Below are 12,926 nucleotides of genomic sequence, written 5' to 3'. Positions count from 1 at the left end.
ACGCGGGGCGCGGGCGGGATCACCGTGGCGTTGTCGGTGACGTGGTGCACACTGGCCAGATCAGCACCACGTCAGGGAGCGCACCGTGACCACGCCCACCGCGTCCACCGCGCAGACCGGAAACGGAAGGGGATCCTCGCCGCAGGGATCCCCGGCCCACGGCCCGTCGACCAGGGCGGGCAAGCCGTACCGCCGGAGCCAGGTCGACCCCCTCGCCGGTCTGCGCACACCCGCCGACCCGCCCTGGGACGTGTACCTCACCGGCACGGTCTTCCTCGACATCATCTTCACCGGCCTCGACTCCGCCCCGGTGCGCGGCACCGAGTCCTGGGCGCGCGGGATGGGGTCGAGTCCCGGCGGGGTGGCGAACATGGCGACGGCCCTGGCCCGCCTCGGCCTGAAGACGTCCCTCGCGGCGGCCTTCGGCGACGACCACTACGGCGAGTACTGCTGGGACGCGCTGGAGCACGGCGAGGGCATCGACCTCTCGCCCTCGCGCACGGTACCCGGCTGGCACTCACCGGTGACGGTGTCGATGGCGTACGAGGGGGAGCGCACGATGGTCTCCCACGGCCACGAGCCGCCCCCGGAGGAGCCCGCCCCGGACTGCCCGCCACGCGCGCGTGCCGCCGTGGCCTCCCTCGTGCCAGGCCGGCGGGCCCCCTGGATCGCGCAGGCCGCGAGCAAGGGCGCCCGCATCTTCGCCGACGTCGGCTGGGACGACACGGGGGCGTGGGACCTGGCCGGACTGGCAGACCTGGAGCACTGCGAGGCCTTCCTGCCGAACGCCGAGGAGGCCATGCGGTACACCGGCGCCGACTGCCCGCGCGAGGCGGCCCGCGCCCTCACCGCGTACGTCCCGGTCGCGGTGGTCACCCTAGGCGCGGAGGGCGCGTACGCGGTCGACGGGCGGACCGGGGAGACGGCCGTGGTGCCCGCCATCGCCGTGGAGGCCCTGGACCCGACGGGCGCCGGGGACGTCTTCGTGGCCGGCTTCGTCACCGGCACCCTGGCCGACTGGCCGCTCGCCGACCGCCTCGCCTTCGCCGGGCTCACGGCCGCTCTCTCGGTCCAGGAGTTCGGTGGCTCCCTGTCCGCCCCCGGCTGGGCCGAGATCGGCGCCTGGTGGCGCAAGGTCCGGTCCCTCGACCGGCAGGACCCCGAGGCGCTGCGCCGGTACGCGTTCCTGGCGGACCTGGTGCCGGAAGAGCAGGGGAGACCCTGGCCGCTGCGGCGGGCGGTGCCGACGATCGGGTTCCGCCGGTCGGCGTGAGGACGGGGCCAGGGGGTAGGGCCCGCCCTCGGAGTGCGGCTCGGTCGGTCGGCCCGGCCGGTCAGCTCGGTGGGGCCGGCTTCAGCACCACGAAGTCCGCGCCGGCCGGGTCCAGGCAGACCGCCAGCCTGCCGACGCCCTCCGCGTCCTCCGGTCCCATCTGCACGCTGCCGCCGTTCTCGGTGACCCTGGCCACCGCCGCGTCGCAGTCGTCGACGTTGAACACCGGGTGCCAGTAGGGCTTCCCGTTCGCCAGCGCGAGGTTCTCCGCGGGCAGTTCCATCAGGCCGCCCTGCATCCGGTCCTCGGGCCGTCCGGCCGGGGTGATGAGGGTGTACGCGCCTCCGCCGCCCGGCAGTTCCATCTCGTTGTACTGCCAGCCGAAGATCCCGCCGTAGAACTCCTTCGCGGCCGCGGCGTCGCTCGTGTACAGCTCGGTCCACGACAGAGAACCCGTCTCGTCCGCCAGCTCGAAGCCCGAGTTCTTGCCCGGCTGCCAGACGGCGAACTGGCCGCCCAGCGGATCGCTGAACTGCGCCATCCGGCCCCAGTCATCGAGATCCATCGGCGCCACCCGTACGGTGCCGCCCGCTCGCTCCACGGCCTGTGCCGTCGCGTCCGCGTCGTCGACCGTGTAGTAGATCATCCAGGCCGAGCGGGCCCCCTCCTCGGTGAGCTTGCCCAGGCCTGCGACGGTCTTGCCGTCCTTCTTGAACATCCCGCCTTCGAAGTCCTCCGAACCGCCCATGGACTCGTACTCCCAGCCGAGCACCGTGCCGTAGAAGGACGCGGCGGTCGTGACGTCGGGGGCGCCGAGGTCCAGCCAGCAGGGGGAGCCGGGGGTGAGATCGGTGGTGATCATGGCGATTCCCTTCACAGATCCTCTGCCCTCAGCCTGACACCCCGCACGGGCCCCCGCCCCCCGAAACTCACCCCGCCGCGGTTGGATCACTCCGAGACTGAGGACATCACTCCGTCAGGACCGGTGTTCCGGTCCGGCCGTCGATCGAAGGAGGCAGCACATGGCCGGCGTCGTAGATCTCATCTGCTATCCCGTCAAGGGATGTGCGGGCACGTCGATGAGCGATGCGCTCCTCACCCCGGCGGGACTCGCGCACGACCGCAGTTTCATGGTGATCAGCGAAGAGGGCGTCTATCGCACCCAGCGCCGTCATCCCCGCCTCGCCCTGATCCGACCCGCGGTCAGCGCCGACGGCAGCCGGCTCACACTCGACTCGACCGACACAACGGGCCGTTACGGCACAGTGCGCCTCCACGTCGCCTTGTCCGCGCCGCGACGCGATGTCGACCTGTTCGGCGCCACCTTCCAGGGGATCGACCAGGGCGACGAAGCCGCTGCCTGGCTCTCGGAGGTTCTCAGCACCCCCAGCCGCCTGGTCCGCGTGCCCCCGGAGCACGACCGTGTCGCAGACGGCCTGACCCCCGGCCCCTCCGGCTACGCCGACAGCAGTGCCGTACACCTGCTGTCCAGGGCCTCCCTCACCCACCTCAACCGGCGGATGGCCGAGCGCGGCTCCCCGCCCCTGCCGATGAACCGTTTCCGCCCGAACATCGTCGTGGACAGCGGCCCCGGCCAAGGTCATGGCAGTGACGGTGGCGACTGGGCGGCCGCACCGCACGCCGAGGACCGCGCACGCGGCATCGGTATCGGCGGGGCCGAACTGGCTTACGCCAAGCTCGCGGTGCGCTGCGCGGTCACTCTGGTCGACCAGGAGGCCGGGGCGCGGCAGGGGCCGGAGCCGCTGCGTACGCTCGCGGGCTACCGGCGCGCGGCGAGCGGAGGCGTGGTGTTCGGCGCGAAGTTCTCCGTGGTGCGACCGGGCAAGCTGTCGGTCGGCGACGAGGTGGTCGTCCAGAAGTGGGGCGAGGCCGAACTGTAGGAAGCCCTCCGGTTACGGCTCCGCCGCGTGGGCGCGACCAGCGCGGGAGCGAGGAAGGGCCCGACCTCAGCCTGCCGGGGTCGTGGACCGCACCGCCCCGTCCACCCCGGCCACCAACACCGGCGTCCCCGGCCCACCAAGATCCCGCACAGCCGCCCGATCCTCCGCCGGAACGGCCTCCGCCTCCGTCACCACCGCCGCCGCCTCCAACGACGAGGCCCCGGAAGCCACCGCCATCGCCACAGCGGTCCGCAGCGCGCTCAGCTTCAGGGAGTCCAGTTCGACGGTCCCGGCGACATAGGTACGGCCGGTGTCGTCCCGTACGGCCGCCCCCTCGGCCACGCCGTTACGGGCCCGCGCGGAACGGGCCAGGGTGACGATCTTGCGGTCCTCGGGGTCGAGCGCGCTGTTGTCGGTCATGAGCTGAGCATACGTAGCGCCACCGGCCCTATCCGGCCACGGGGTACATCGCCCCGCGCCGCCCCTCGGGCGACGCCAGCCACTGAAGCTTCGCCGCCGTGTTCGCCTCGTCCAGCGGCGTGTGCAGCACGATCGACAGATCGGGCCGCGCCGGCATCTGCATCACGCTCGACTCAAGACACAGCAGCCCCACCAACGGATGGTCCAGCTCCTTGCGGATCTGCCCGGCGTCCTCGATGTCCCGCCGCTCCCACAACTCGGTGAACTCCGCACTGGACGCCCGCGCCTCGGCCAGCACCGCCTGGAACCCCTCGTCGTCGGGCGACGCCGAGCAGAGCGCGCGGAACTGCGCCACGACCGTACGGGCGTTGTGCTCCCAGTTCCTCGCCCGCGACCGGTACATCGGATCCGTGAAGAAGTCGATCAGGCAGTTCCACCGCTTGCCGGGCCGCATACCGAGCACCGTCATCGCCGCGTCGTTGTACAGCACGCCGTTGTAGTACCGGTCCATGATGTGCGCCGGATACGGCATCCAGGTGTCGATGAGCCGCTGCAACCCGGCGCACATGTCCCGCTTCTCGGGTTCCACCTCGCGCTCCGGCGGATTCAGCCCGGCCAGCAGATACAGATGCCGGCGCTCGGCGTTGCTCAGCCGCAGCACCCGGCCCACCGAGTCCAGCACCTGCGGCGACACGGAGATGTCCCGCCCCTGCTCCAGCCACTGGTACCAGGAGGCACCCACCCCGGCGAGCACGGCGACCTCCTCGCGCCGCAACCCCGGCGTACGGCGCCGCGCGCCACCGTCCGGCAGACCCGCGTCGGCCGGGGTCACCCGGGCCCGCCTGCTCATCAGGAACTCGCGCAGCTCGCGCCGCCGATGACTCTTCAGCGTGTCCACGGACACGTACCGATCCCCCTCGTTCTGTTGGCTGGTGGTGCCACCACCAGCACAACTTGCCGCTCCCCACGGCTATTCCGACGCCAGCAGGCTCTTACCCATGGCGATCGACACCACGACCCCCGACACCCCCGGCTCTCTCCCGCCCTCCGGCTCCCTCCCGACCACCGGTTCCGACCCGGCCACCCGTTCCACCCCACCGCCCGACAAACCCCGGATGTCGACGCGCGACAAACTCGTCCTGTTCGTCCTGTGCGCCGCCCAGTTCATGGTCGCGCTGGACTTCTCCGTCCTGAACGTCGCCCTGCCCGTCCTCGGCGCCGACCTCGGCATGAGCCAGTCCGCACTCCAGTGGGCGGTCACGGCGTTCGCGCTGCCGTCCGGCGGGTTCCTGCTGCTCTTCGGCCGCATCGGCGACCTCTACGGCCGCCGCAAGCTGTTCCTCACCGGCCTCGCCCTGTTCGCCGCCGCCTCGGTCCTCGCGACGTTCGCCTGGGACCCCGCGTCGTTCCTCGCGGGTCGCGCCCTGCAAGGTCTCGGCGCCGCGGTCATCGTCCCGACCGGCATGTCCCTGCTGACCACCACCTTCGCCGAGGGCCCCGCCCGGGACCGCGCCCTCGGCATCTCCGGCACGCTGATGTCGCTCGGCTTCACCATCGGCATGGTCGCGGGCGGCGTCCTGACCGACGCGTTCGGCTGGCGCTCCACCATGGGTCTGCTCGCGGTCTTCGCCCTGATCGTGCTGCCGCTCGCGCCCGGCCTGCTGCCCGAGTCCCGCACTCCGGACCGCCCGCAACTCGACGTGCCGGGCGCGGTCACCGTCACCGGCGGTCTGCTGTCCCTGATCTACGCCCTGACTACGGCCGCCGACCACGGCTTCGCCCGCGTCGACGTCGTCGCGACACTGATCGCCGGCCTCGCGCTCCTCGCGGCCTTCGCGGTCGTCGAGTCCCGCACCGCGGCACCCCTGGTCTCCCTGCCCATGCTGCGCCGCCGCACGGTGGCCTGGGGCAACCTGGGCGGCCTGGTCACCTTCTCGATGATGTCGACGGTGATCTTCGTCCTCACCCTCTACCTCCAGGAGATCCTGCACCTCTCGGCCTGGCAGACCGGCCTGGTCTTCGGGGTCCAGGGCGTCATGTCGGTGCTCGCGGGCACGCTCACCCCGAAATTCGTCAGCCGTCTCGGCGCCCGCCGCACACTGGTCGTCTCGCTCGCCGGGCAGGGCGCCTTCATCGCCGGCCTCGTGTTCCTGGACGCCCACACCTGGTCCGTCTGGCTCGCCACGGCCGCCGTCTCGCTGGCGAGCATGTTCCACCTGGGCGCGATCATCTCCTACGGCCTGACGGTCACCTCAGGCGTCCCCGACGAGGAGCAGGGCCTGGCCACCGGCCTGGTCACCTCGACCCAGCAGGTCGGACTCACCGTCGGCATCCCGCTGCTGGGCGTCCTCGCGACGACCTCCGACGACCTGCTGTCCGGCACCCGCACGGTGCTGGCGCTCAACGCGGGGATCGTGCTCGCCGCGGCGGTGCTGGTCGCGATCGGACTGCGGACCCGGCGGACGGCCCGCTCGGTGTGACGGGTGCGGCTCAGGGGCGGTCGAGACGGAGCCGGTCGGCCCTTGGCAGACCCGCCACGACCAGGTCGTACGAGTCCTCGACGAGCTCCCGGACAAGCCGGTCCGGGAGCTCGCCGTCGACCGTCACCGTGTTCCAGTGCCGCTTGTTCATGTGGTAGCCGGGGATGATCAGGCCGGGGTGCTCGCCGCGCAGCCGGACCGCGTCCTCCGGGTCGCACTTGAGGTTGACGGTGAGCGGGCGGGCGTCCATCCAGCTCAGGGCGAACATCTTGCCCAGGACCTTGAAGACGGAGATGTCCGGGTTGAAGGGGAAGTCCTCCACGGCGGCGTTGAACGACAGACAGAAGCCGCGCAGCTCCTCGGGGCTCACTCCGCCTTCGCCTCCCGCTCCTCCTCCGCCGCCGGCACCGGGGCCACCGGCTCCACCAGCACCGTCACGATCTTGTTCCGCCGGCCGGCCGCCGCCTCCGCGGTCAGCCGCAGTTCACGGGCGTCGGGCAGCTCCACCACCGACGACGCCCCGGCGATCGGGACCCGGCCGAGGGCCTTCGCCAGCAGCCCGCCGACCGTCTCCACGTCCTCGTCGTCGTACTCGTCGAGGCCGTACAGCTCACCCAGGTCGGTGATGTCCAGGCGGGCGGTGACCCGGTAGCGGCCCTCGCCCAGCTCCTCCACCGGCGGCAGCTCACGGTCGTACTCGTCGGTGATCTCGCCGACGATCTCCTCGAGGATGTCCTCGATGGTGACGATGCCGGCGGTGCCGCCGTACTCGTCGATGACGACGGCGACGTGGTTGCGCTCCTTCTGCATCTCACGCAGCAGGTCACCGGCGTTCTTGGTGTCGGGCACGAAGAACGCGGGCCGCATCGCCGTCGACACCAGCTCGCTCTCCGCCTCCCGCGAGATGTGCGTCTTTCGGGTCAGGTCCTTCAGATACACCATCCCGACCACGTCGTCCTCGCTCTCCCCGACGACCGGGATCCGCGAGAAACCGGAGCGCAGGGCGAGGGTGAGGGCCTGGCGGATGGTCTTGTAGCGCTCGATGACGACGAGGTCGGTGCGCGGGACCATGACCTCCCGTACGAGGGTGTCGCCGAGCTCGAAGACCGAGTGCACCATGCGGCGCTCCTCGTCCTCGATCAGCGACTCCTTCTCGGCGAGGTCGACCAGCGCCCGCAGCTCCGCCTCGGAGGCGAACGGGCCCCGGCGGAAGCCCTTGCCGGGGGTGAGCGCGTTGCCGATGAGAATCAGCAGATACGGGATCGGGCCCATGATCCGGGCGAGCGGCAGCAGGACGTACGCCGCCGCCGTCGCCGTGTTCAGCGGGTGCTGGCGGCCGATGGTGCGCGGGGAGACCCCGACGGCGACGTACGACACCAGCACCATGACCGCTATCGCGACCAGCAGCGCCTCGGTGGTGCTGTCGAACTCCTTCAGGCAGGCGTACGTGACCAGCGCGGCGGCGGCCATCTCGCAGGCCACGCGCACCAGCAGCGCCACGTTCAGATAGCGCGTCGGGTCGGCGGCGACCAGCGCGAGCTTCTCGCTGCCGCGCCGCCCGCTGCGTACGGCCTCCTCGGCGCGGAAGCTGGAGACGCGCGCCAGGCCGGCCTCAGCGCAGGCGGCGAGCCAGGCCACGATCACCAGGGCGATGGCACCGGAGACGAGGGGAAGGCTCATGACACGGTCGGGGCCGGCGACGGACCCGTCAGGCCCTTCTCTGAACGCCAGCCGTCCACGATGGCGGCCTGGAGACCGAACATCTCGGCCTTCTCGTCCGGCTCCTCGTGGTCGTACCCGAGCAGATGCAGCACGCCATGGACGGTGAGCAGCTGGAGCTCCTCGTCCATGGAGTGCTGCGTGGGCGCCTCGGCCCCCTGCTTGGCGGCGACCTCGGGGCACAGCACGATGTCACCGAGGAGCCCCTGGGGCGGCTCGTCGTCGTCCTTCGACGGGGGCCGCAGCTCGTCCATGGGGAAGGACATGACATCCGTCGGACCGGGCAGGTCCATCCACTGGATGTGGAGCTGCTCCATGGCGTCGGCGTCCACGACGATCACCGAGAGCTCGGAGAGCGGGTGGATGCGCATCCGCGCGAGCGCGTAGCGGGCGATGTCGAGGATCGCCTGCTCGTCGACCTCGGTTCCGGACTCGTTGTTGACGTCGATCGACATGGTGCTGCTCGGTCTCTACTTCCCTTTGTGCCCGGACTTGCCCCGGCTCTGCCCCTTGTGCGTGCCGTTCTGGGTGCCGTGCTTGTTGTCGAACTTCTCGTACGCGTCGACGATACGGCCGACCAGCTTGTGCCGGACGACATCGTGGGACGACAGCCGCGAGAAGTGGACGTCCTCGACGCCGTCCAGGATGTCCTGCACCTGCCGCAGACCGGACTTGGTGCCGTCCGGGAGGTCGACCTGGGTGACGTCACCGGTGATGACTATCTTCGAGTCGAAGCCGAGGCGGGTGAGGAACATCTTCATCTGCTCGGGGCTGGTGTTCTGGGCCTCGTCCAGGATGATGAAGGCGTCGTTCAGGGTCCGGCCACGCATGTACGCGAGCGGCGCCACCTCGATGGTCCCGGCGGCCATCAGCCGCGGGATCGAGTCGGGGTCCAGCATGTCGTGCAGCGCGTCGTACAGCGGGCGCAGGTAGGGGTCGATCTTCTCGTAGAGCGTGCCCGGCAGGAAGCCGAGCCGCTCACCGGCCTCGACCGCGGGCCGGGTCAGGATGATGCGGTTGACCTGCTTGGACTGCAGGGCCTGCACCGCCTTGGCCATGGCGAGGTAGGTCTTGCCCGTACCGGCGGGACCGATGCCGAATACGATCGTGTGCTTGTCGATCGCGTCGACGTACCGCTTCTGGTTGAGGGTCTTGGGGCGGATCGTGCGGCCGCGCGAGGAGAGGATGTTCTGGGTGAGGACCTCGGCCGGGGTCTCCTCCGGCCCCTCTCCGTTCTCACTCGCTCTGAGCATGGCGATCGAGCGTTCCACTGCGTCCTCCGTCATCGGCTGTCCGGTGCGGAGCACCAGCATCATCTCGTCGAACAGGCGCTGGATGAGGGCGACTTCAGCGGCGTCGCCGACCGCGCTGATCTCGTTTCCCCGGACATGGATGTCGGCCGCCGGGAAGGCCTTCTCGATCACACGCAGCAGGGAGTCGCCGGACCCCAGCACGGTCACCATGGGGTGCTGGGCGGGGACGGTGAACTGTGCTCTCGCCTGCCCCTGCGCGGGTGTGTGAGCTGTGGGTGTCTGAGTCATGGGCCGGCTCGTAGGCCTTGCTCGTCCTCCTCGATACGACTCGCCCGCCACATGGGCGGCCTGGCGATTTCCAGGGTACGCCGGGGGACTGACAACGCCGTAGGGCTTTTCAGCAGCGAGGTTTCACGACGATGTGGAGGATGTTCATGGCCGGCGGTCAGGCCGATCCAGCGCTCGGAGCCCTCAGAACCCAAGCTTCCGCAGCTGCCGAGGATCCCGCTGCCAGTCCTTGGCCACCTTGACGTGGAGGTCCAGGAAGACCGGCGTCCCCAGCAGCGCCTCGATCTGCTTCCGCGACTTGATGCCGACGTCCTTCAGGCGCTTGCCCTTGGGGCCGATGATGATGCCCTTCTGGCTGGGGCGCTCGATGTAGACGAAGGCGTGGATGTCGAGGAGGGGCTTGTCGGCGGGGCGGTCCTCGCGGGGGAGCATCTCCTCGACGACGACGGCGATGGAGTGCGGGAGCTCGTCGCGGACGCCCTCCAGGGCCGCCTCGCGGATCAGCTCGGCGATCATGACCTGCTCGGGCTCGTCCGTGAGATCGCCCTCGGGGTAGAGCGCCGGGCCCTCCGGGAGGAGCGGGACGATCAGGTCGGCCAGCAGGCCCACCTGCTTGTCGCCGACGGCCGAGACGGGGACGATCTCGGCCCACTCGAAGCCGAGTTCCCTGCCGAGCTGGTCGATCGCGATGAGCTGTTCGGCGAGCGTCTTGCCGTCCACGAGGTCGGTCTTGGTGACGATCGCGATCTTCGGCGTCTTCTTGATCGACGCGAGTTCCTTGGCGATGAAGCGGTCACCGGGGCCGAGCTTCTCGTTCGCGGGCAGGCAGAAGCCGATCACGTCGACCTCCGCCCAGGTGGTGCGCACGACGTCGTTGAGGCGCTCGCCGAGCAGGGTGCGCGGCTTGTGCAGTCCGGGGGTGTCGACCAGGATCAGCTGGGCGTCGTCCCGGTGCACGATCCCGCGCACGGTGTGCCGCGTCGTCTGCGGCTGGTTCGCGGTGATCGCCACCTTCTGGCCGACCAGAGCATTCGTCAGCGTGGACTTGCCCGCGTTGGGGCGGCCCACGAAGCAGGCGAAGCCGGCGCGATGGGGCGCCTCGGACGGCTCGGATGACTTACTGCGAACGCTCATGGCGCCCATTCTCCCTGATCCACAGAGCCCTGCCGCACATGCGCCCGACCCCGGCCCGCCCGGTGAGCTTCCGGAAACCCCCGCGCAACGAAACGTCACCGAAACACACCCGTACGCGGCCGGAAACGCGAACCGGTGAATCTCTGACGAGCCCTCGCACCGTTGGAGACAACCGTGACCCTCGCCGCCGCAAGCGTCGACACCGGCGACACCGCCTGGCTGCTCGCCGCCACCGCCCTCGTCCTGCTGATGACACCGGGCCTGGCCCTGTTCTACGGCGGCATGGTCCGCACGAAGAGCGTCCTCAACATGCTGTTGATGAGCTTCGTGTCCATCGCGCTCGTCACCGTCGTGTGGCTGGCCTGCGGGTACTCGCTCGCCTTCGGGGCCGACGCGGCCGGCGGGCTGATCGGCGGGCTGGAGCACGCCGGGATGGCCGGTCTCGGGCCGGACAGCGTCCAGGGCACCGTCCCGACCCTCCTGTTCGCCACCTTCCAGCTGACCTTCGCGATCATTACCGCCGCGCTGGTCAGCGGCGCGGTCGCGGACCGGGCGAAGTTCGGGGCGTGGGTGGTGTTCGTGCCGGTGTGGGCGCTGCTCGTATACGTTCCGGTCGCCCACTGGACCTGGGGCCCCGGCGGCTGGATCCTCGAACACCTCGGCGCCCTCGACTTCGCCGGCGGTCTGCCCGTCGAGATCACCTCCGGCGCCTCCGGACTGGCGCTCTGCCTGGTCCTCGGGCCGCGGCTCGGGTTCAAGAAGGACGCGATGCGGCCGCACAACCTGCCGATGGTCGTGCTCGGCGCGGGCCTGCTGTGGTTCGGCTGGTTCGGGTTCAACGCCGGTTCCGCCCTCGGCGCCAACGGGCTCGCGGCCGCCGTCTTCCTCAACACCCTCGCCGCCGGCTGCACCGGTCTGCTCGGCTGGCTCTTGGTCGAGCACAAGCGCGACGGCCACCCGACGACGCTGGGCGCCGCCTCCGGCGCGGTCGCCGGTCTCGTCGCCATCACGCCGTCCTGCGGCTCGGTGTCGCTGCTGGGCGCGCTCGTCATCGGCCTCGCCGCCGGTGTCGTCTGCTCGTACGCCGTGGCCTGGAAGTTCCGGTTCAACTACGACGACTCGCTGGACGTCGTCGGCGTCCACCTGGTCGGCGGCGTCATCGGCACCCTGCTGATCGGCGTCTTCGCGACCGCCACCATGACGGGCGGCGCCGAGGGCCTGCTGCACGGCGGCGGACTCGCGCAGCTCGGCAAGCAGGCGGTGGCGATCGTGGTCGTGGCGGCGTACGCCTTCCTCGTCACCTACGGCATCGGCAAGGTCATCGACAAGGTGATGGGCTTCCGGGCGAGCGAGGAGCAGGAGCACAAGGGCCTGGACCTTACGGTGCACGCCGAGAGCGCCTACGATCACGGGGTCCTGGCGCACGGCGCCCCGGTCACCTCGTCCCTCTCCACCTCCGTCCCCGCCGCGCAGAAGGTCAAGAAGCAGGCATGAAGCTGATCACCGCGATCGTCAAGCCCTACCGGCTCGACGAGGTCAAGACCGCCCTCCAGGAAATCGGCGTGCACGGTCTGACCGTGACCGAGGCGAGCGGCTACGGCCGTCAGCGCGGCCACACCGAGGTGTACCGGGGCGCGGAGTACCAGGTCGACCTGGTGCCGAAGGTCCGGATCGAGGTCGTCGTCGACGACGCGGCGGCCGACGACGTCATCGACGCCATCGTGAAGGCCGCCCAGACCGGCAAGATCGGTGACGGCAAGGTCTGGGCGCTGCCGGTCGACACGGTCGTACGGGTCCGGACGGGCGAGCGCGGCCCCGACGCGCTGTAGAGCGCCGGGCGCCGGGGACCGCGCCCTCTGCTGATCGTCAGTCGAAGCTGATCGTCAGTCGAACACGAACGGGCCCGGCGACTGCGGCCCGGTCGCCGTGCACGTGATGGTGATGCCGAAGACGGTCATCTGCAGCGAGCCGCCGAAGGCCTCCAGGCTGTCCCCGGAGGCGACGGTGCCGCTGAGCGGGCCGACCTGGACGGGGTCACCGGCGGCCATCGCCGGGTTCTCCGTGCCGCTGAAGGCGACGGTTCCGCCGCTCGCCTTCACGAGGGTGAGCGTCGAGGAGATCGAGTCCTCCCCGAGTGCGATCGGCGCGGTGATCGCGGAGGAGTTGACGGTGATGGTGGCGGCGGTGCCGTCCTGCGTCGCCGTGAGGGTGGCCTCGCCACCGCCGAAGCTGCCGCAGTCGGCGGTGATCGTGGCCGTGCCGGGGGCCACGGCGAGGGCGGCGGGCGCGAAGGCCAGTCCGGTGACCGCGAGGGCTCCGGCGACCAGCGTCGCGCCAGCTCCGATGCGCATACGTCTCATGGGGATTCGCTCCCTTTCGGGGGTGGGGGAATTCCGTCTGCCTTGCCTGTGGGGGGTGGTGGAGCGCTCGGCAGGGTGGGTACGGACACACTGCGTGG

14 protein-coding genes are annotated in these 12,926 nt (G+C 70.7%); 5 read left to right on the top strand and 9 right to left on the bottom strand.

Annotated elements, in window-relative coordinates; all coding sequences use genetic code 11:
- Positions 1–85 precede the first annotated feature (85 nt).
- Positions 86–1,273, top strand: a complete 1,188-nt coding sequence (locus tag ACZ4UU_RS13130; protein ID WP_468039374.1) for a carbohydrate kinase family protein — start codon at positions 86–88, stop codon at positions 1,271–1,273.
- A 61-nt stretch (positions 1,274–1,334) separates the two neighbouring features.
- On the opposite strand, the gene ACZ4UU_RS13125 is transcribed toward ACZ4UU_RS13130, so the two are convergent.
- Positions 1,335–2,135: a VOC family protein gene (locus tag ACZ4UU_RS13125; protein WP_468039372.1), complete on the bottom strand. Its 801-nt coding sequence runs from the start codon at positions 2,133–2,135 to the stop codon at positions 1,335–1,337.
- Positions 2,136–2,295: 160 nt separating this feature from the next.
- On the opposite strand from ACZ4UU_RS13125, the gene ACZ4UU_RS13120 reads away from it, so the two are divergent.
- On the top strand, positions 2,296–3,174 hold the full coding sequence (locus ACZ4UU_RS13120) for an MOSC domain-containing protein (RefSeq protein WP_468039370.1): 879 nt from the start codon (positions 2,296–2,298) through the stop codon (positions 3,172–3,174).
- 66 nt (positions 3,175–3,240) lie between these two features.
- Here ACZ4UU_RS13120 and ACZ4UU_RS13115 read toward each other — a convergent pair whose 3' ends face one another.
- A complete protein-coding gene (locus ACZ4UU_RS13115; protein ID WP_468039368.1) occupies positions 3,241–3,594 on the bottom strand; it encodes a cytidine deaminase in 354 nt (117 codons plus the stop codon).
- 28 nt (positions 3,595–3,622) lie between these two features.
- Positions 3,623–4,444, bottom strand: coding sequence for a helix-turn-helix transcriptional regulator (locus ACZ4UU_RS13110; protein WP_468040179.1), 822 nt, complete (start codon positions 4,442–4,444; stop codon positions 3,623–3,625).
- Positions 4,445–4,592: 148 nt separating this feature from the next.
- Between ACZ4UU_RS13110 and ACZ4UU_RS13105 the strand changes: the two genes are divergently transcribed.
- On the top strand, positions 4,593–6,074 hold the full coding sequence (locus ACZ4UU_RS13105; RefSeq protein WP_468039366.1) for an MFS transporter: 1,482 nt from the start codon (positions 4,593–4,595) through the stop codon (positions 6,072–6,074).
- A gap of 10 nt (positions 6,075–6,084) precedes the next feature.
- Here the strand turns inward: ACZ4UU_RS13105 and ACZ4UU_RS13100 are convergent, their stop codons facing one another.
- The 5 genes from ACZ4UU_RS13100 to era all read right to left on the bottom strand — a co-directional run bounded on the left by ACZ4UU_RS13100 (position 6,085) and on the right by era (position 10,477).
- Complete coding sequence (locus ACZ4UU_RS13100) at positions 6,085–6,444, bottom strand: MmcQ/YjbR family DNA-binding protein (protein ID WP_468039364.1); 360 nt, start codon at positions 6,442–6,444, stop codon at positions 6,085–6,087.
- Positions 6,441–7,754, bottom strand: coding sequence for a hemolysin family protein (locus tag ACZ4UU_RS13095; protein ID WP_468039362.1), 1,314 nt, complete (start codon positions 7,752–7,754; stop codon positions 6,441–6,443). Before ACZ4UU_RS13095 ends, ACZ4UU_RS13100 begins: the two co-directional genes overlap by 4 nt.
- Positions 7,751–8,248, bottom strand: a complete 498-nt coding sequence (gene ybeY, locus ACZ4UU_RS13090; protein WP_031476933.1) for an rRNA maturation RNase YbeY — start codon at positions 8,246–8,248, stop codon at positions 7,751–7,753. The genes ACZ4UU_RS13095 and ybeY overlap by 4 nt, the downstream gene beginning before the upstream one ends.
- Positions 8,249–8,263: 15 nt before the next feature.
- Positions 8,264–9,334: a PhoH family protein gene (locus ACZ4UU_RS13085; protein WP_468039360.1), complete on the bottom strand. Its 1,071-nt coding sequence runs from the start codon at positions 9,332–9,334 to the stop codon at positions 8,264–8,266.
- Positions 9,335–9,517: 183 nt separating this feature from the next.
- Positions 9,518–10,477, bottom strand: a complete 960-nt coding sequence (gene era / locus ACZ4UU_RS13080) for a GTPase Era (protein WP_468039358.1) — start codon at positions 10,475–10,477, stop codon at positions 9,518–9,520.
- Positions 10,478–10,642: 165 nt separating this feature from the next.
- On the opposite strand from era, the gene ACZ4UU_RS13075 reads away from it, so the two are divergent.
- Both ACZ4UU_RS13075 and ACZ4UU_RS13070 read left to right on the top strand, forming a co-directional pair.
- On the top strand, positions 10,643–11,962 hold the full coding sequence (locus ACZ4UU_RS13075; RefSeq protein ID WP_468039356.1) for an ammonium transporter: 1,320 nt from the start codon (positions 10,643–10,645) through the stop codon (positions 11,960–11,962).
- Positions 11,959–12,297: a P-II family nitrogen regulator gene (locus ACZ4UU_RS13070; RefSeq protein WP_062724541.1), complete on the top strand. Its 339-nt coding sequence runs from the start codon at positions 11,959–11,961 to the stop codon at positions 12,295–12,297. The genes ACZ4UU_RS13075 and ACZ4UU_RS13070 overlap by 4 nt, the downstream gene beginning before the upstream one ends.
- 54 nt (positions 12,298–12,351) lie before the next feature.
- Here ACZ4UU_RS13070 and ACZ4UU_RS13065 read toward each other — a convergent pair whose 3' ends face one another.
- On the bottom strand, positions 12,352–12,828 hold the full coding sequence (locus ACZ4UU_RS13065) for a hypothetical protein (protein ID WP_468039354.1): 477 nt from the start codon (positions 12,826–12,828) through the stop codon (positions 12,352–12,354).
- Positions 12,829–12,926: the final 98 nt, after the last annotated feature.

This window comes from Streptomyces sp. NPDC028907 (genome assembly GCF_055564995.1).
This window is presented reverse-complemented; position numbering and strand designations above follow the sequence as displayed.

Bases quoted from the DNA above. Each gene is read 5' to 3' on its own strand.
- ACZ4UU_RS13125 (WP_468039372.1), bottom strand. From the start codon at position 2,135: ATGATCACCACCGATCTCACCCCCGGCTCCCCCTGCTGGCTGGACCTC.
- ACZ4UU_RS13120 (WP_468039370.1), top strand. From the start codon at position 2,296: ATGGCCGGCGTCGTAGATCTCATCTGCTATCCCGTCAAGGGATGTGCG.
- ACZ4UU_RS13115 (WP_468039368.1), bottom strand. From the start codon at position 3,594: ATGACCGACAACAGCGCGCTCGACCCCGAGGACCGCAAGATCGTCACC.
- ACZ4UU_RS13070 (WP_062724541.1), top strand. From the start codon at position 11,959: ATGAAGCTGATCACCGCGATCGTCAAGCCCTACCGGCTCGACGAGGTC.
- ACZ4UU_RS13105 (WP_468039366.1), top strand. From the start codon at position 4,593: ATGGCGATCGACACCACGACCCCCGACACCCCCGGCTCTCTCCCGCCC.
- ACZ4UU_RS13095 (WP_468039362.1), bottom strand. From the start codon at position 7,754: ATGAGCCTTCCCCTCGTCTCCGGTGCCATCGCCCTGGTGATCGTGGCC.
- ACZ4UU_RS13065 (WP_468039354.1), bottom strand. From the start codon at position 12,828: ATGAGACGTATGCGCATCGGAGCTGGCGCGACGCTGGTCGCCGGAGCC.
- era (WP_468039358.1), bottom strand. From the start codon at position 10,477: ATGGGCGCCATGAGCGTTCGCAGTAAGTCATCCGAGCCGTCCGAGGCG.
- ACZ4UU_RS13110 (WP_468040179.1), bottom strand. From the start codon at position 4,444: ATGAGCAGGCGGGCCCGGGTGACCCCGGCCGACGCGGGTCTGCCGGAC.
- ACZ4UU_RS13085 (WP_468039360.1), bottom strand. From the start codon at position 9,334: ATGACTCAGACACCCACAGCTCACACACCCGCGCAGGGGCAGGCGAGA.
- ybeY (WP_031476933.1), bottom strand. From the start codon at position 8,248: ATGTCGATCGACGTCAACAACGAGTCCGGAACCGAGGTCGACGAGCAG.